Genomic DNA, 16,923 nt, shown 5'->3' with positions numbered 1-16,923 from the left:
CATACTGCGGTTCAAGAACGGACACGACTCATGACCGACCCCGTGACGACGCCGGAACCGGCGGACCATCAGAAGATCGACACTTCGGTTCCGCACTCCGCCCGCATCTGGAACTACTGGCTCGGCGGCAAGGACAACTACCCCGTCGACGAGGAAGCAGGCGACGCGTACACCGCGGTCTTCCCCGGCATCGTCACCATCGCCCGCTCCAGCCGCGCCTTCCTGCGCCGCAACATCACGTATCTCGTCTCCGAGGCGGGCATCCGGCAATTCCTGGACATAGGCACCGGTCTTCCAACCGCCCAGAACACCCATGAGGTCGCCCAGCAACTGGCCCCCGAGACACGGATCGTTTACGTCGACAATGATCCGATGGTGCTCGCACACGCTCGCGCCCTGCTCTACTCCACCGACGAGGGCGCGACCGCCTACATCGATGCCAACGTGACGGACCCGGACCGCATCCTGGCAGCCGCCGCGAAGACACTGGACTTCGGCCGCCCCACCGCGCTCATCCTCAGCAACATCCTGGGCCACGTCCCCGACTACGATCAGGCCCGCTCCATCGTCACCCGACTGATGAGCGCCCTGCCGTCGGGCAGCTACCTCTCCATCAACGACGGATCGCGCGGCATCGACCCGGTCTTCGAGCAGGCCCAGGACGCCTACAACACCAGTGGCGCCGTCCCTTACAACCTGCGCACGGTCGATGAGATCACCACGTTCTTCGACGGTCTGGACCTCATCGCACCTGGCGTCGTCTCGGTGACGCAGTGGCGACCCGAGCCGGGCTCGCCCACCGGGGAGGTCGTCGCCGAGCACGGCGGTCTTGCCCGGAAGGCGTAGGACTCGGCGTCTGCCTGCAGCTCCGAGAAGGTCGTCTGCGCTGGCATGCCGCTGCCCACGCAGACCGGTCGTCCGTCGATCCGCCCGCCCGGCCTGCACCCCGGCGAACTGCGGGCCCGCCGCCGCAGCCAGCGCCGCCGACGAACCCGGCGGGATGACGTCCGGCAGGCTCCTGCTCCGCTGCCGACGCTGGCGTGCATGCGTCGGCCGCAGTGGAGGACGATGGGAGGGCGGACACTTGCGCCGGAACACTTCCGACCAGCAGCACGGCAGCCCGATCTGCGGCAGGGAAGGAGGTCGGGCATGGGGCCGACCGAACCCTTCCGGGGTGATCCCGGCACGTCGGGTGTGATTGCGTCCCGGCCGGGCGGCCTGATGGATGTGCTGAATGTGGCCGCGGTCCTCCTCAACGCCGAGGGCAGGATCGATCTCTGGAGCCCACAGGCCGAGACCCTCTTCGGCTACACCGCCGACGAGGCACTGGGCCAGTACGCGGGACAGCTGTTGATCGACAGAGAGCACCTCGACACGGTGCTGGCACTGTTCACGCAGGTCATGGAGGACGGCGAGAGCTGGGCCGGGGTCTTTCCCGTTCGGCACAAGGACGGCAGCAGGCGCTTGGTGGAATTCCGCAACATGCGGTTGCAGGACGACCACCGTGAGTACTGGGCTCTGGGGCTGGCAACGGACCAGGCGACGCTACGGCAGGTGGAGCGGAACCTGGCCCTGTCCGCCCAACTGGTGTCCCAGTCACCGATCGGGCTGGGCATGCTGGACACCGATCTCCGGTACATCTCCGTCAATCCCGCGGAGGAACGGATGAACGGCGTGCCGGCCACCGATCACATCGGCCGCCACGTCCACGAGGTGGTGCCCTATCTGGACAAGTCCTTCGAAGGCGCCATGCGTGAAGTTCTCGCCTCCGGGACACCGATTGTCGACCAGTACATCGTCGGCCGCACGGCGGCCGACCCGGACAACGATCACGCCTGGTCGATCTCGTTCTACCGGCTCGAATCCCCCAACGGAAAAGTGCTCGGCGTGGCCACCTCCAGCGTCGATGTCACCGACCGGCACCACGCCGTGGAAGAACAGCGGCGGACCGCCCTCACCCTCCAACGCAGCCTGCTGCCCCACCCGCCTCCACAACGGCCTGGTCTCGATGTCGCCTTCCGCTACCGCCCCGCCCAGGCCACCATCGAAATCGGCGGCGACTGGTTCGACGTCATCCCTCTGAACGGCGACAAGACCGCCCTCGTCGTCGGCGACGTCATGGGCAGCGGCGTCACAGCCGCCGCCAGCATGGGACAGCTGCGCACCGCCACCAGGACACTGGCCGACCTCGATCTGCCCCCCGACCAGGTCCTCCACCACCTCGACCACATCACGGACGACCTCGACACCATCGCGACCTGCGTCTACGCCGTCTTCGACCCCCACACCACGCAGTGCCGCGTCTCCCTCGCCGGACACCTGCCACCCGTGCTCCTCCGCCCGGACGGCACACGTGAGCTGCTCGACCTGCCCACCGGCGCACCCTTGGGCGGCTGCGGTATCTCCTTCGACTCCACCTCGATCAACTTCGGGCCCGGCAACCAACTTGTCCTGTACACCGACGGCCTCATCGAGACCCGTGACCAGCCGATCGACGCACGCCTGGACGCCCTCCTCGACGTCCTGGACGACCCCAACCGCTCCATCGACGCCACCTGTGACGTTCTCCTGCACACCCTGCGTCACGATGACGACCACGACGACGTAGCCCTGCTGATCGCTCGGGCAGGTCAGCAGCCGCCGCAGTTGTAGTAGAGGACGTCCCAGTGGTTGCCCTCGTCGGCGTAGATGTTGCCCGAGCCGGAACGCCACTGGAGAGCCCCGTCGCCACGCGGGCCGATGTAGGTGAAGGTGTTCTTGATGTAGTTCCCGAGACAGGCGTACTTGCCGAAGTCGAGCTTGTAGCCGTTCCAGTGCGAGTACGTGCCGGAGGCGTGCCCCGTTTCCGTACCGCCCGTGATGTTCAGGGCACAGCCGCTGGCACGCTTGAGCGTCTGTGCGCCTTGGGCGGTGGCGAGGTTGAGCTGCTCGAAGGATGTGCAGGTGGGGTTGTTGCGGTTGGAGCAGTTCCCGGACGACGACCAAGTGATGCCGACCTGCTGGAACATGGAGGTCGCGGTGGCGTGACTGATCTTGGTGACGGCGAACGCTTCGCCGGCGGTGCCGATGACGACGGCGCTGGGGGCGATGACGAGGGCGAAAGCGGTCAGGACCGAGCGGAGCCTCAAGGCCTGGGTGACCTTCATAGGGGGACCTTCCTGCGGTGGGCCACGGTTCCTGTGGGGCGGCTGTGCAGGTGGTGCTGGAAGAATGGTGCCCGCGGTCTACGCGCGTTGGCCAGAGGACAAAGCGGACGTCGTCATCCGCGCTGTTCGTGGCGCCGCCAAGCACGGCCGCCGTCACGAGAGATCCACAGCCCTTCGCCCTTCACCAGGCTGTACGTCGCTGTCGTCGCGTCCGCGATGCCGTGGAGCGTCTCGCCGTGGACGGTGAGCGACGTGAATGCAGTCGGCGTCCTCAGTTGGTGGAAGGCGCTGTTGGCGTGGTTGTCGGCGAGCCAGTAGCGGCCGCCTTCCTCGCCGAGGAGGAGTCGCCCGTCGTCGAGGAGATCAAGGGCCATTGACTCCGGGCCACGCTTCAGGTCCCTCCAGGCAACGCCGCCGCCGAGTACCGTCCGCCAGTGCTTACCGCTGTCCGTCGTCACCAGCAGCCCGGCCACGCTCTCGCCCCGGATGAGGGACAGCGCCGCGGTGCCACCGCGCGCGACGAGGACGCCACCCGCGTACGGCTTCGGGACCGCCGTGGAGCCCAGGGTGCGGCCGTCGCGCTGCCACAGGACGCGGTGGGGGTCCTCGGTCAGTGACTGCTCCAGGCTCCAGATCGTGCCCCGCTCGTCGACGGCGAGACGGACGGCGTCTTGCGGCACGCCGGCCGGTGGCGCCACGGTGCGTGTGGCGGGGCGGTAGATGAGGGTCGGCTCCAGTTCGGCGAGCAGGACGTCGCCGGGTCGGCTGCGCAACGGGGTCCCGGTGATGACGACCTTCTGCCGCTTGCCGCGTACGTCGAGGGCGTAGGCTCCGTCGGCTCCTTCACCCGGCGGCACCCGCACGAAGCCGCCGGTCACTCCCCTGAACGCGGCCTGTGTCGCCTCCGCGTCGGTGTGTTCCGCGTGCTGGGCGACCGTAGCGCCGTCCGGGTCGATGATGCGCCACGCGGACGCAGCCGGCCCTTCGTCGTCCTCGACATTGCCGGCGTCGTACGTCAGAAGCAGCGAGCCCTCGCCCGCGCGGACCACTGCGGTGGGCGCGCCGGCCATCTCGATGACGTCGGCCGGCTGCGGGCGAGGATCCTCGATGACGCGCTTGTACTTCGCCTCACGGTCCCCCGAGGACTCGTCATCGAGTCCGCCCGGTCCGCAGGCGGTCAGCGCTAGCACCGCACTGGCCGCGGCCACGAGCCCGACCGCCCGCCTCCCGGATTTCCTCAGCGACGACATTTGCACATCCTCACATGCCGCAGCAGTGGCCTCAGCGAAAGCCGTTCGGCGCGGCGAGGTGTGACGGCGTACGTGGATCAGGGGCGTACATCGACGTAGTCACCGGTGGCCTTGGCCGGTCCGGTGGTGGTCGTGCCGGTGAAGTTCCAACGCCAGTAGCCGTCCTTGACCGCCTTGACCGTGGCGCGCAGTGTGCCGGTGCTGCTGCTCTTCACGGCGACCACCGTGGCGTAGGTACTGCTGTCCTTCGGGCGGAATTGCAGGTGCACGGTCTGACCCGCGTATCCCGCATACCGATAGGTGTCCCAGTTGGCCCGCACGAGCTTGCCGTTGACGGTGATACGCGCACCCTTGGTCACCGGCTCCGGGGACGCGTTGACGTTGAGCTGCGCGGCACGCTTGAGGCTGAACGACCCCGCGCGCGGGGCGAAGACGGATGCGCCGTCGTTGGCGTCGGCCAAGGCGTCGACAGACCACGTGCCCGCGTTGGCGTTGGTCAGGTCCACCGGATCGTCGCTGCCTGGAGCAGGGTGGGCGTTGACGGTGAACGCCGTCGTGCAGGTCGTCGCGCTCTCGCAGAACGCGTCGGTGGTGTAGAAGCCGCCGTGCGGTCCTTTCAGATCCACGTCTACGAAGGACAGGCCGGAGTCGTCCGATCCGCTGACCGTGACCGGGAAGACCACGTCGTGCGTGATACCCACGACGACGTCCCGTCCTGAGTTGACGGTGGCACCGCTGATCACCGGCTCGCCGGCCGCGGCATGGGCCGGGGCGCCGACACCGGCCAGCAGAACGACGGCGGCCCCCAGCACGACTAGGCGGCTCGGTCTGTCGCCAAACGGTGCGGCGTAGCGGCTCATGAACCCTCCAGGGGTGACAGGCCCTGCCATCCACCGGACGGGGAACGGTAGTTGGCAGGGGGCCCGGGAGACGGGAAGTCCGTCACTCCCTACGACTGCCGAGACGGCCCGATCGTTGCCCCGGCGGTGAGGGCACCTTGTGCGACCTCGCGGGACGGAACGGTCATCCGGCGGCCACCTTCCCCCACTCGAGGACGTGAGCTCCAGCCGGGTGGACTCCAATCCGGTCGCCGGTCAGTGCCAACGAGCGGCGAATGCCACAAGTTGCCTGCCGTAGAAGCCTGGTGAAGGTGAGTAACACAGTGGCGCGCGAAGTCTGGACAGCAATCGAGGGCCGTGCTGTCATTTCGGCTGTCACAAGAATTTCCAACGTTGAAAGGGCCCAGATGGCCGGTCCCGGTCTGCGGCCTCCGTGCGAGGAAGGTTCGATGACAAGACAACACATCAGCCCACGGGCCAGACTGTGGGCGCTGCTGGCTGCGGCCGCTCTCGTTGTGCCCCCGAGCGGTCTGGCCGCCACCGCGGCGGCAGTTGAGCCGACCGGCAGCGCCGCAGTGCTTTCCACCGAAGCAGCAGACGTCGAGGTCCACGGTCTGAAGGGCGAGTACTTCAGCATGTCGGCCCCGGGCGCACGGGACTTCGCCGAACTCGGTGGCACGCTGCTCGATCCGCAGATCAACTTCTCGGGCCTCACCAGCACCTTCCAAGAGCTGACCGGCAAGTCGGAGCACACGACCGCCCGTTGGACGGGCCAGATCGAGGCACCGGCCTCCGGCGACTACACCTTCTACGCCATCGGCGACAACGGCTTCCGGCTCCACATCGACGGAAAGCCCGTCATCGACCACTGGGAGCCGGACTGGGACAAGGAGCAGACCAGCGCCGCGATCCGGCTCACCGGCGGCGAGAAGCACGACTTCCGCCTGGAGATGTTCCAGGACTTCGGCGGCTCCAACATGTTCCTGCGCTGGGCCGGTCCGGGCCTGTCCAAGCAGCTCGTGCCGATGTCGGCATTCACTCCGCCCGAGGGCTTCGAGGTCTACCCGGTGGAGATGTCCGTGGCCGCGGACGGACGCCGGCTGCGGGCCCGGTTCGAGGGCAGGGTCGGCGACCTCCAGGCGGTCAAGGACCACCTCAAGGTCGAGGCCGACACCACGGCCATGCCACTGAAGTCGGTCACCGTCGCTCCCGGCGACCGCAACTCGCTCCTCGTCACGCTCGCCGAACCCATACAGAAGAACCAGCAGGTGCGGGTCACCTACGACGGCGAGGGCGGCCTGACATCGGGCGGCGAAACCGTACCGAAGGTCATCCGCTATGCCGACAACGCCTCCACCCACCGGCTGACGACCAAGTGGGGCGACAAGGTCGACACGAAGAACCCGCTGCCGGAGTACCCGCGTCCGCAGCAGGTGCGCTCCAAGTGGAAGAACCTCAACGGCCCTTGGCAGTTCAGCGGTGCCGAGGCGGGCGAGCAGCCGGTGTTCGGCAAGAACCTCGACGAGAAGATCGTCGTGCCGTACCCGTTGGAGTCGCAGCTCTCCGGCCTGGAGCGGCACGAGGACCACATGTTCTACCGCAGGCTGGTGAACGTCCCCAAGGACTGGAAGGTCGGCAAGGACGGCAAGGGCAACCGGCTGAAGCTGAACTTCGGCGCCGTGGACTACCAGGCCCGCGTCTTCGTCAACGGCACGAAGGTCGCCGAACACACCGGTGGCTACGACGCCTTCAGCGCCGACATCACCGACGCGCTGAAGGGCACAGGGCCGCAGGAGGTCGTGGTCGCGGTCACCGACACCGGGGGCGCCGACCAGCCGATGGGCAAGCAGTCCACCAATCCGGGCGGCATCTTCTACACCCAGTCGTCGGGCATCTGGCAGACGGTCTGGATGGAGCCGGTCGCCGTCGCAGCGATCGATAACGTTGTCTCCACCCCTGACATCGACACGAGCAGCCTCGCAGTGACGGTGGAATCCGGCAAGGCGTCCGCCGGGGCCCGGGTCGAGGCGGTCGCCCGCGACAAGCGCGGCAAAGTCGTCGGCAAGGTCAGCGGACCGGCCAACAAGCAACTGCGGCTGCCGGTGACGAACCAGCACCTGTGGAGCCCGGACGACCCCTACCTCTACGACCTCGACGTCAAGCTCACCGACGGCAGGTCGACCGACAAGGTCGGCAGCTACTTCGGCATGCGCGAAATAGGCGTCGCGAAGGTAGGCGGTTTCCAGAAGCTCGTGCTCAACGGGAAACCGGTCTTCTCCCTGGCCACCCTCGACCAGGGCTTCTGGCCCGACGGCCTGTACACCGCGCCAAGCGACGAGGCCCTCGCGTTCGACCTGAAGGCGCACAAGGAGCTCGGCTTCAACGCCGTGCGCAAGCACATCAAGGTGGAGCCCGCGCGCTGGTTCTACCACGCGGACCGGCTCGGACTGCTGGTCTGGCAGGACTTCGTCTCCGGCAACATCACGAACGAGACCGGGCAGCGTGCCTTCGTCGACCAGGGCCGGGAGATGATGCGCGAGCACCACAACGCGCCTTCCGTGATCGGCTGGATCGTCTTCAACGAGGGCTGGGGCGAGTGGGACCGCACCGAGACCGGCAAGATCGCCGAGTCCGTGAAGGAGGCCGACCCGTCCCGTGTCGTCAACGCCCACAGCGGTGTCAACTGCTGCAACTCCAAGGGTGATTCGGGCAAGGGCGACATCATCGACCACCACGACTACAACAACGAGGACCCGCCGTTCCCCGACGACAAGCGGGCGGCGATGGACGGTGAGCACGGCGGCTTCACGCTGCGCACCCCCGGGCACATGTGGCCGGGCGCCCCGACTGTGATCTACAGCGGTGTCAACGACAAGGAGGCATTGACCCGCAAGTACGTCGAGAACACCGAGAAGTTCTATCTCGACCAGGCCGGAGCAGAGCTGTCCGGTTCGGTCTACACGCAGATTTCCGACCTGGAGAACGAGCTCAACGGCTTGTACACGTACGACCGTCGGGAGATCAAGGTCGACCCGGTCCGGGTCCGTGAGGTCAACCGCAAGGTCATCGCCGCCGGTGCCGCCGCGGGCGAACGGCAGCCGCTCGAGGGCGGCGGGCACTGGACCCTCGACGAGGGCACCGGGACCACGGCGAACGACCACGGCCCGAACACCAAGCCCTTGACGCTCGCCACGGGCACCACTTGGACGCCCGGAGTCAGCGGCAGCGCGCTGAAGTTCGACGGCAACGGCCAGTACGCCGAGACCGATGGACCGGTGCTCGACACCACCGGAAGCTACTCGGTGTCCGCCTGGGTCCGGCTGGACGAACTCCCCGGCAACTACGCCACCGCGGTCAGCCAGGACACCCGGCGCCAGGCCAGCCCGTTCTACCTCCAGTACGGACAGGGCGCGTTCGCCTTCAGCACACCGGGCGAGAGCCGTGCCCGCCTGGTCACCACCCCGGAGAAGGGCCGCTGGTACCACCTAGTCGGCGTCCGCGACAGCGCCGACAACACGATCAAGCTGTACGTCGACGGGAAGCCGGCGGCGAGCGCCACCGGCGGTGCGGCCTACCCCAGCACCGGCGCCCTGGCCGTCGGCCGCGCCCAGTGGGGTGGCAACGACACCGACTTCTGGAACGGCGCGGTCGACGAGGTCCACGCCTACGACAAGGCCCTCACCGCCGAGGAGGTGAGCGCGCTCTACACGGGCGAGAAGCCGTAGCGGCAACGGCGACCAAAGGGCCCCCGGCGGGATGATCCCCCGCCGGGGCCGCTCACATCCCGGCCTATGACACGGAAATGGTGGCAGCCCTGAGATGTTCTTGGAGAGACTCCTGGGCATGCCTGACAACTCGCTGTTCGTCGCCGCCCTCACTGGTGTCACGGCGATCGCGGCCAGCTCGCTGGCGAGTTGGCTGACCAGCCGGGGCAACGCCCACGCTGCTCGGATCCAGGTCGATGCCGCCACTGCGGCGCAGCGCCGCGAAAGTACCCGCCAGACTCGGCGGGCCGCCTATCTGGGCCTCATCGAGCAGGCCCAGGTCGTTGCTGACGGGCTCCGGGGAGTCGATGGCCTTTCGGCTCCCAGAACCAAGGCGGCCTTGACCGCTCACCGCGATCGGCACCAGCAGTTACGTCGGGCGGTGACACTGATCGATCTGGAGGGCCCCTCCACGGTCAAAGTTGCCGCATCGAACCTGTTGATCATGTCGGGCACACTCTCCACCGCTCTGGCGGCCACCACCGAGAGCGCCGGCCGGGACAACCGTCGTGAGTTCCAAGAGACGTTGCGTGCCTACATTCGCCTGATCGGGCCCTTCGTTGACGCTGCCGCCGCAGCATTGGAAGAGACTTAGGCACACCCGCACCGAGAATCGGGCGGCGTCAAGGGACAGCGCCGCCCGATCTGGCCTGCTACTCCCCGTTCACGGCGCCCAAGGGCCCTCCACGGCCCACGTGGTGTCCTCCGTGAACAGGGCGGGGTTGTCCCAGGTGTGAGTGCCGCCCGGGGTGGCGAGCCACAACTCGGCGTTGTAGTGGCGCAGGTACTGCTCCGGGAAGTTGTACGCGGACAGCCGCACTCCCCCGTTCGTGGAACCGGTGGCTGTCAGTGCCGTGCCGCCGACCAGGGTGAGCGCGGCGGTCGCCCACCGCGCTCGTCGTCTCAGCCAGGCGAACGGCCTTCGGCCTGCGAGTACTCGACGCATCGTGCCTCCTTGAGTCGTGGGGTGGAGACGTGCGCGTGCAGGCGACGGCCGGAGGGGAACCGGCCGCCTGGAACCGGACTCGGCGGCCGGGCCGTGGGGGCTCGGCCGCCGGGTCCGGGGCTTGTCACATCAGTTGCCGTCTGCGGCCGAGCCAGGTCTGGGCGATGACGACGACGGCGAGGAAGGCGCCGCTGACGACCTGCTGGTAGGAGGAGTCGAGGGAGCCGATCTGATTGATGACGTTCTGGATGACCTTCAGGAGCAGCACGCCGACGAGTGAGCCGCTGACATAGCCGAGACCGCCGGTCAGCAGGGTCCCGCCGATGACCACGGCGGAGATGGCCTCCAGTTCCATGCCGTTGCCGAGGATGGTGACGCCGGAGGCCAGCCAGGCGGCGTTGAGTGCGCCGGCCAGGCCGGCGAGGAGGCCCGACAGGGTGTAGACGAGGATCTTGGTGCGGGCCACGGGGGCGCCCATCAGGGCCGCCGCGTCCTCGTTGCCGCCGACCGCGTAGACGTGCTGTCCGAAGCGGGTGCGGCGCAGGACCACGGCGCCCGCGACGAACAGGGCCAGGGTGATCCACACCGGGTTGCCGAGGCCCAGGGTGGTGCCCTGGCCCAGCTCCGCGAGGAACGAGCCCTTGCCGATCAGGAAGGTGTCCGCGCCCTCGTCGGTGATGGCCAGCAGGAGGCCGCGAGCGCCCAGCATGGCGGCGAGCGTGACGATGAACGGGGCGAGGCGGGAGCGGGCGACCAGCAGGCCGTTGACGACGCCGATCAGTCCGCACACCGCCAGCGGCAGCAGCAGGGCCACCAGGGTGCCGTGGCGTGACCCCCAGGCCGCCAGCACGCCACCGAGGGCGAACAGGGAGCCGACGGACAGATCGATACCGCCGGTGATGATCACGAAGGTCATGCCGAGGGCGACGATCGCCAGGAAGGCCGAACTGGTCGCCATGTTGCCGATGTTGTCGCCGGTGGCGAAGGCATCGAAGGAGAACGACGCCACCAGGGAGACCAGGACCAGCACGGCCAGTGCGCCGTGCTGCTGGATCAGGGCGCTCAGCCTCTCGGAGCGCGCGGAGCCGACCGGTTCGGTCTCCCCCGTCGGCTCGTTGCTCGCGGTGGTCACGGGTGCGTCCGCTTTCGTGACGGTCATCGCTTCCCCCGTCCCCGTGCCGCGTAGACCGCGGCGACGATCACTATGGCCTGGGCGATCTGGGTCCAGGAGGGCGGCAGATCGTGCTTGATGAGGGTGGCGGTGAGCAGCTGGATCAGTACGGCTCCCGCCACGGTGCCGGCGATGTTGACCCGGCCGCCGGTCAGCGGAGTGCCCCCGACGACGACAGCCGTGATCGCCGAGAGCTCCATGAGGTTGCCGAGGGAGGTCGGGTCGCTGGCCTGGAGGCGGGCGGTCGCCAGCACACCTGCCACGGCGGCGAGCAGCGCGCACACGACGTACACGATGATCAGCACGCGTCGCACCGGCAGCCCGGCGAGCTGCGCGGCCGGGCGGCTGTCACCGATGGCGAGCAGTTGGCGTCCGAAGGTGGTGCGGCGCACGACGAAGGCCACCAGCAGGGCCAGGACGGCGGCGATCAGGATCAGGTAGGGGATGCCGAGGACGTCGCCGGAACCCAGTACGGCCAGGGAGGGGTTGCGCAGGTCCTCCAGCTGGGGCAGGAGCACCAGGGCGAGGCCCCGGCCGCCGACCATGAGCGCCAGGGTCGCCACGATGGGTTGCACACCGACGAACGCGACCAGCGCGCCGTTGGCCAGTCCGACCCCGGCGGCGAAGAGCGCGACCACGAGCAGGGCGGGCAGCAGTCCGTAGCCGAGGTAGAGCGCGGTGACGGAGGCCGCCAGCGCCATCACGGCACCGACCGACAGGTCGACGCCCTCCGTGCCGATGACCAGGGCCATGCCGAGGGCGACGATGATGACGGGGGCGACCTGGACGGCCTGGGTGCGGAAGTTCTCCGCGGAGAGGAAGTGAGGCGTGATGACGGTGTTGACGACGAGCAGCGCCGTCACGCCCGCGTAGACGCCGTAGGTCTGAAGCCACTGGAGCGCGCGGGCCTTGTCCAGCGGGGCGGTGCGGAGGGTGGCCTCAGCCATCGGTGGCCACCTCCTTGGCCAGGTGCTCCACCGCGGCGTCCCCGGCGATGGTGCGCATCAGCATGTCCTCGGTGACGTCGTCCCCGGTCAGTTCGCCGACGACGGCACCGTCCTTCAGTACGACCACGCGGTCGGACCCTTCGATCAGTTCCTCCAGGTCGGAGGAGATGAGCAGGACGCCCAGGCCGTCGGCGGCCAGTTCGTCCACGAGTTTTTGCACTTCGGCCTTGGCGCCGACGTCGATGCCGCGCGTGGGCTCGTCCAGCAGCAGCACCTTGGGGTTCATGGCGAGCCAGCGGGCGAGCAGCACCTTCTGCTGGTTGCCGCCGGACAGTTCACCGACCTTCTGGTGGGGCGAGGAGGCCTTGATGCGCAGCCGCTTGATGAAGGTGTCGACGACGCTGTCGACGCGGGCCTCCGAGACGAGGCCGAAGCGGGACAGGCGGGGCAGGACGGCGAGCGCGATGTTCTCCCGGACCGAAAGGCCGGGGACGATGCCCTCGCTCTTGCGGTCCTCCGGCAGCAGGCTGACCCCCGCCCGGATGGCGGCCGGTGCCGAACCGCCGCGCAGCGGGACGCCTGCCACGGTGACGCGGCCCGAACGGACGGGCAGGGCACCGGAGATGGCCTTCGCGGTCTCGGTGCGTCCGGAGCCAAGCAGTCCGCCCAGGCCGACGACCTCGCCGGGCCGGATGCTCAGGGACACTCCGTGCAGTTTGTGCGGCACCGTCAGTTCCTTGGCGTCGAGCACCGGTTCGGTGTCGGCCGCCCGGTGGTCGCCGGTGAACTTGGTGAGACCTTCCTCGCGGACCTCGCCCAGGTCCCGGCCGAGCATCGTGGACACCAGGGCGAGGCGGTCGAGGTCGGCCAGGCGGCCGTGGTGAACACGCCGGCCGTCGCGGAGCACGGTGACCGTGCTGCACACGGCGTAGAGCTCGTCCAGGCGGTGGCTGACGTAGACGACGGCGATGCCCGCGTCGCGCAGCCGCCGGATCACCGAGAACAGGGTCTCGACCTCGCGCGGTTCGAGGGATGAGGTCGGCTCGTCCATGATGACGATGCGGGCGTCGGTGGCGACGGCACGGGCCAGGGCCACCATCTGCTGGGCGCCGACTCCGAGGGTGCGCAGCGGTCGGCGGACGTCGACGCGGACGCCGTAGCCGCGCAGGGTCTCCTCGGCCTCCCGGTTCATGCGTGCGATGTCCAGGACACCGAAGCGGTTGCGCGGTTCGCGTCCCAGGAAGAGGTTGCGGGCGACGCTGAGCAGCGGGATCAGGTTGACCTCTTGGTAGATGGTCGAGATGCCCGCCTTCTGCGCCTCCAGGGGCGTGGCGAAGGCGACCTTGCTGCCCTGGAAGGTGATCTCGCCGGCGTCGGGGCGGTACACGCCGGTGAGGAGCTTGATGAGGGTCGACTTGCCGGCGCCGTTCTCGCCGATCAGGGCGTGGACCTCACCGGCGTGCAGGGTGAGGTGCACGTCGTCCAGGGCCCGGACGCCGGGGAAGGTCTTGCTGAGTCCACGGACGGCGAGGACTTCGGCGGGGGGTGCCACCTGTGCCTCCAGGAAGAGTGGTGCGGAACGTGGTGAAGGGAAGGCGAGGGGGGCACGGTTGCCCGTGCCCCCCGGTGGTCAGTACGCCTTGCTGATCTCCGTCTTCGCGTTGTCCGCGTCGTAGGCGCTGTCCTGGATGATGACGTCCTGCGGGACTTTCTCGCCCTTGGTGAAGGTGTCCAGGGTCTGGAACGCCAGCGGGCCGAAGCGGGGGTTGGACTCGATGACGCCGCTTATCCAGCCGTCCACGATGCCCTGGACGGCGTTGCGAGTGCCGTCGACCGTCACGATCTTGACGTCGCCCGCCTTCTTGCCCGCGCCCTTCAGCGCAGCCACCGCGCCGAGCCCCATCTCGTCGTTCTCGGCATAGACGCCCTTGATTCCGGGCTTCGACTGGATGAGCTGCTCGGTGACCTGCTGGCCCTTTTCACGGGCGAAGTCACCGGTCTGCTCGAACACGACCTTCAAGTCGGGTGCCTTCTCGGCGATCCGCTCCTTGAAGCCCTTGGTGCGCTCGGTGGTGACGTTGTTCCCGGCCGAGCCGAGGAGGATGGCGACCTCGCCCTTGCCGCCGGTCGCCTCGATCATCTGGTCGGCGGCGCGGCGGCCCTGCTCGACGAAGTCGGAGGCTATGAAGGAGACATAGTCCTTGCAGGCGGTGGCGTTGATCTTGCGGTCGATCGTGACGATCGGGACCTTCTTGGCGGCCGCGGCCTGAAGGACCGGGTCCCAGCCGTCGGAGTTGAGCGGGGCGATCACCAGCAGGTCGGCGCCCTTGGCGAGCAGGTCCTGGACGTCGCTGATCTGCTTGGAGAACTGCGACTGGGCGTTGGCGGTGAGCAACTTGACGCCCCGCTTCTTCGCCTCGTCCTTGATGGACTGGGTCTCGGCGATGCGGAACGGGTTGGCCTCCTTCTCCGACTGGGAGAAGCCCACGGTCGCGTTCCTCAGATCCAGCTTCTCAGCGCCGTAAGTGTCGATGGCGCAGGTCTTACTGCCCGGCTTCGGCGTGACGACCTTCTGTTCGGCCCCGGCTGCCGCCGGGGACTTGGTGTCCTTCGACGCGTCGTCCTCCGACTTCGCGCAGGCGCCGGCGGTCAGGGCGACCGCGGCGGCCAAGGCCACGGCCCCGGGGCGGGCGAGGAGACGAGGGCGGTGAGTGGTGCGCTGCATGGTGACCCCGATCCGGGCGACGCTGAAAGGGAACTGGGGAGCTGACGCATGAGCAGAAACGGTGCATCTCCCCCGGCGGGCAACGTTGTCGAGCCCGCTGCAAGGAGGTTTTTACATCGTTGGAAGGAGGCTGTAAACCCCCTGTGCGCACACCTGTGCGCATCGCGAGGAGGCGGGGGTACGGGGGAAGCGCTTGCTCGATGGCCGGCTCTCGCGGCGGGCATCAACTCCCGTACGGCGTTGGGGCCTAGGACGGCCAGGGTCTTCGCCGCTGCGGGGAGGGATGTGACGCCCGCGGGACTTGGCCGCCGGCGCGCCGAAGGGGCACGAGCATCTGAACGCCGGGGCGGGCCTTGGCGTATCGGGGAGGGCCGTCGGCCTCGGTGGGGTGCTGTGCAGGGGCCGCTGCGGTGTGCAGGGCCGGCCGAGGACGCGGGGCCGGCCGGCGAAGACGGGGCGCCCGAACTCGCCTGACGCGGCGCCCAAACCCCGCCTGACGGCGGCACGGCCGATTGCCCCCCGCCGTGCCGGTCGCCCAACTGACGGAGTTCGCGGCGTAGTTCACTACGGGCGGGTCAGGCTTGGGGCCCGTCCTTCGCCGCCCCGCGTCCGACGGTGCTCTCTCGCTCGACCAGGCGGTAGTCTGCCCAGACACGGCGGGGTTCGGGAGCATCCCCGCCCAGGCGGGCGAGCACCGACTCCACGGCAAGTCGGCCGATTGCCTCCTTGTCCGGCGAAACGGAGGTGAGCGTCACCGCGCCGAAACGCCCCTCGACGACGTCGTCGAAGCCGACGACTGCGATGTCCTCGGGGACGCGCAGTCCGCGCTCGTGCAGGACGCGCATCGCGCCGATGGCCATGGGGTCGTTGTAGGCGAAGATCGCGTCGGGGCACCGGCCGGAGTCGAGGATGCGGGTCATGGCCGCCGCGCCGTCCGCGTGCCCCCAGCCGTCGGTGGCGGCGACAAGCCCGTCGTCGGCGGGCAGTCCGGCTGCGGTGAGTTCCTCTCGCCAGCCGCGTACGCGCAGCTGTGCGGGCTCGCTGCGGCCGCGTCGGTCGCCGATGAACGCCACCTCCCGGCGTCCGAGGCCGACCAGGTGCCGGACGGCGGCGCGGGCCGCGGCGACGTTGTCGATGGCGATGTGGTCGTACGGCAGGTCGTAGTCACGCTCACCGAGCAGCACCAGGGGGACGTTCTCCGCTCGGTCGCGCAGGTCTTCGGTCTCCAACTCGATGGGGCTGAGGATGAGTCCGTCGATGACGCGTGCACGGAAGCCCTGGCTGACCAGGAGTTCCTGTTCACGGCGTCCCCCGGTGTGGTCCAGGAGCACGATGTAGTCGTGGGCGGCTGCGGCATCGATGACGGCGGCGGCGAGTTCGGCGAAGTAGGGGTTGCCGAGTTCGGGCAGGGCGAGGGCGATCATGCCCGTGCGGCCTTTGCGCAGGTGCCGGGCGGCCAGATTGGGCCGGTAGCCGAGCGCGTCGATGGAACGCTGGACGCGTTCGCGCATGGCGGGGGTGACGTGCTGGTAGTTGTTCACCACGTTCGAGACGGTCTTGATGGAGACCCCCGCATGGGCGGCGACGTCCTTGAGGCTGACCCGCACGGCATTCCCTTTCGAAGCGGCCCGACTCGGGTGGTCGGTGCGGGTACGGTGTGGTCACCGTGAGCCTGGCGCCGAGTCCCAGTGCTTGACTTTTACAACGTTATACATCCGCCCTCTTCGCCCTGACAAGGCGTTGGACGAGCGCCTGGTGTCAGCACCGTACCTGCGCATTCGGCAGGCCGACCCCCGAACTGGAAGCGCCGCGAACAGGCCGACGAGCGGGCCGGCGAGGGCGACGGCAGCGGCAGAGCCGCGCAGGGGGCCGGCGACGGTGCCCAGGGTGAGGCGCTGGGCGGGGCGCCGAGGCAGCCGGCACAGGGCGGCCGCTGCGCGCGCTGCTTGCCGTTCAGTCCCTGCCGCTGCACGACCCACTGCCAACAGGGCTTCGACGTGGGCCTGGTGGGCGGACCGTGCGGTTGGTCAGCCGACCCCCATCCTGCTCCCCCGCCTCCAGCCCCAAGCTCGGCTAGACCAACCACCCAGCTCCTCCCGCCCGCCCCCGGCGCGCTGAGCGCGAGCCGCCCGCGC

Annotated in this window: 12 protein-coding genes and 1 pseudogene; 4 read left to right on the top strand and 9 right to left on the bottom strand. The window is 68.9% G+C overall.

What is annotated here, in order from left to right:
• The first annotated feature begins 30 nt into the window (after positions 1-30).
• Together OHT51_RS41445 and OHT51_RS41440 are read left to right on the top strand one after the other, a co-directional pair.
• Positions 31-846: an SAM-dependent methyltransferase gene (locus tag OHT51_RS41445; RefSeq protein ID WP_328884063.1), complete on the top strand. Its 816-nt coding sequence runs from the start codon at positions 31-33 to the stop codon at positions 844-846.
• A gap of 303 nt (positions 847-1,149) precedes the next feature.
• Complete coding sequence (locus OHT51_RS41440; RefSeq protein WP_328884062.1) at positions 1,150-2,652, top strand: SpoIIE family protein phosphatase; 1,503 nt, start codon at positions 1,150-1,152, stop codon at positions 2,650-2,652.
• Here OHT51_RS41440 and OHT51_RS41435 read toward each other — a convergent pair.
• The 3 genes from OHT51_RS41435 to OHT51_RS41425 form a co-directional block, all read right to left on the bottom strand.
• Positions 2,631-3,146 carry a hypothetical protein gene (locus tag OHT51_RS41435; RefSeq protein WP_328884061.1) on the bottom strand — a complete coding sequence of 172 codons (516 nt, stop codon included), beginning with the start codon at positions 3,144-3,146 and terminating at the stop codon, positions 2,631-2,633. The two genes, OHT51_RS41440 and OHT51_RS41435, sit on opposite strands and share 22 nt — an antisense overlap.
• A 113-nt stretch (positions 3,147-3,259) precedes the next feature.
• The gene (locus OHT51_RS41430; RefSeq protein ID WP_328884060.1) at positions 3,260-4,396 is read right to left on the bottom strand and encodes a hypothetical protein; all 1,137 of its coding nucleotides are present in this window, start codon (positions 4,394-4,396) and stop codon (positions 3,260-3,262) included.
• A gap of 77 nt (positions 4,397-4,473) precedes the next feature.
• Positions 4,474-5,256: a calcium-binding protein gene (locus OHT51_RS41425; protein ID WP_328884059.1), complete on the bottom strand. Its 783-nt coding sequence runs from the start codon at positions 5,254-5,256 to the stop codon at positions 4,474-4,476.
• A gap of 428 nt (positions 5,257-5,684) precedes the next feature.
• Between OHT51_RS41425 and OHT51_RS41420 the strand changes: the two genes are divergently transcribed.
• Both OHT51_RS41420 and OHT51_RS41415 read left to right on the top strand, forming a co-directional pair.
• The gene (locus tag OHT51_RS41420; RefSeq protein WP_328884058.1) at positions 5,685-8,960 is read left to right on the top strand and encodes a LamG-like jellyroll fold domain-containing protein; all 3,276 of its coding nucleotides are present in this window, start codon (positions 5,685-5,687) and stop codon (positions 8,958-8,960) included.
• Positions 8,961-9,078: 118 nt separating this feature from the next.
• Positions 9,079-9,594 carry a hypothetical protein gene (locus OHT51_RS41415; RefSeq protein ID WP_328884057.1) on the top strand — a complete coding sequence of 172 codons (516 nt, stop codon included), beginning with the start codon at positions 9,079-9,081 and terminating at the stop codon, positions 9,592-9,594.
• 69 nt (positions 9,595-9,663) lie between these two features.
• Here OHT51_RS41415 and OHT51_RS41410 read toward each other — a convergent pair.
• From OHT51_RS41410 to OHT51_RS41385, 6 genes and pseudogenes are all read right to left on the bottom strand, one after another.
• Positions 9,664-9,828 (bottom strand): annotated as a pseudogene (locus OHT51_RS41410) (AbfB domain-containing protein); the annotation flags it as partial.
• A gap of 241 nt (positions 9,829-10,069) precedes the next feature.
• A complete protein-coding gene (locus tag OHT51_RS41405) occupies positions 10,070-11,104 on the bottom strand; it encodes an ABC transporter permease (RefSeq protein ID WP_328884056.1) in 1,035 nt (344 codons plus the stop codon).
• Complete coding sequence (locus OHT51_RS41400) at positions 11,101-12,063, bottom strand: ABC transporter permease (protein ID WP_328884055.1); 963 nt, start codon at positions 12,061-12,063, stop codon at positions 11,101-11,103. Before OHT51_RS41400 ends, OHT51_RS41405 begins: the two co-directional genes overlap by 4 nt.
• The gene (locus tag OHT51_RS41395; protein ID WP_328884054.1) at positions 12,056-13,615 is read right to left on the bottom strand and encodes a sugar ABC transporter ATP-binding protein; all 1,560 of its coding nucleotides are present in this window, start codon (positions 13,613-13,615) and stop codon (positions 12,056-12,058) included. Before OHT51_RS41395 ends, OHT51_RS41400 begins: the two co-directional genes overlap by 8 nt.
• A gap of 78 nt (positions 13,616-13,693) precedes the next feature.
• Positions 13,694-14,788 (bottom strand): ABC transporter substrate-binding protein, encoded by a 1,095-nt coding sequence (locus tag OHT51_RS41390; RefSeq protein WP_328884053.1) that lies wholly within the window; start codon positions 14,786-14,788, stop codon positions 13,694-13,696.
• Positions 14,789-15,363: 575 nt separating this feature from the next.
• On the bottom strand, positions 15,364-16,395 hold the full coding sequence (locus OHT51_RS41385; protein WP_328884052.1) for a LacI family DNA-binding transcriptional regulator: 1,032 nt from the start codon (positions 16,393-16,395) through the stop codon (positions 15,364-15,366).
• Positions 16,396-16,923: the final 528 nt, after the last annotated feature.

The sequence above is a fragment of the Streptomyces sp. NBC_00299 genome, from assembly GCF_036173045.1.
GTDB lineage: Bacteria > Actinomycetota > Actinomycetes > Streptomycetales > Streptomycetaceae > Streptomyces > Streptomyces machairae.
The sequence above is the reverse complement of the archived record's forward strand: the minus strand, read 5'-3'. Positions and strand labels throughout refer to the sequence as shown.

What these genes read in the sequence shown, in the direction of transcription:
- OHT51_RS41445 (WP_328884063.1), top strand. Translation starts at nt 31, where the DNA reads ATGACCGACCCCGTGACGACGCCGGAACCGGCGGACCATCAGAAGATC.
- OHT51_RS41440 (WP_328884062.1), top strand. Translation starts at nt 1,150, where the DNA reads ATGGGGCCGACCGAACCCTTCCGGGGTGATCCCGGCACGTCGGGTGTG.
- OHT51_RS41435 (WP_328884061.1), bottom strand. Translation starts at nt 3,146, where the DNA reads ATGAAGGTCACCCAGGCCTTGAGGCTCCGCTCGGTCCTGACCGCTTTC.
- OHT51_RS41430 (WP_328884060.1), bottom strand. Translation starts at nt 4,396, where the DNA reads ATGTCGTCGCTGAGGAAATCCGGGAGGCGGGCGGTCGGGCTCGTGGCC.
- OHT51_RS41425 (WP_328884059.1), bottom strand. Translation starts at nt 5,256, where the DNA reads ATGAGCCGCTACGCCGCACCGTTTGGCGACAGACCGAGCCGCCTAGTC.
- OHT51_RS41420 (WP_328884058.1), top strand. Translation starts at nt 5,685, where the DNA reads ATGACAAGACAACACATCAGCCCACGGGCCAGACTGTGGGCGCTGCTG.
- OHT51_RS41415 (WP_328884057.1), top strand. Translation starts at nt 9,079, where the DNA reads ATGCCTGACAACTCGCTGTTCGTCGCCGCCCTCACTGGTGTCACGGCG.
- OHT51_RS41405 (WP_328884056.1), bottom strand. Translation starts at nt 11,104, where the DNA reads ATGACCGTCACGAAAGCGGACGCACCCGTGACCACCGCGAGCAACGAG.
- OHT51_RS41400 (WP_328884055.1), bottom strand. Translation starts at nt 12,063, where the DNA reads ATGGCTGAGGCCACCCTCCGCACCGCCCCGCTGGACAAGGCCCGCGCG.
- OHT51_RS41390 (WP_328884053.1), bottom strand. Translation starts at nt 14,788, where the DNA reads ATGCAGCGCACCACTCACCGCCCTCGTCTCCTCGCCCGCCCCGGGGCC.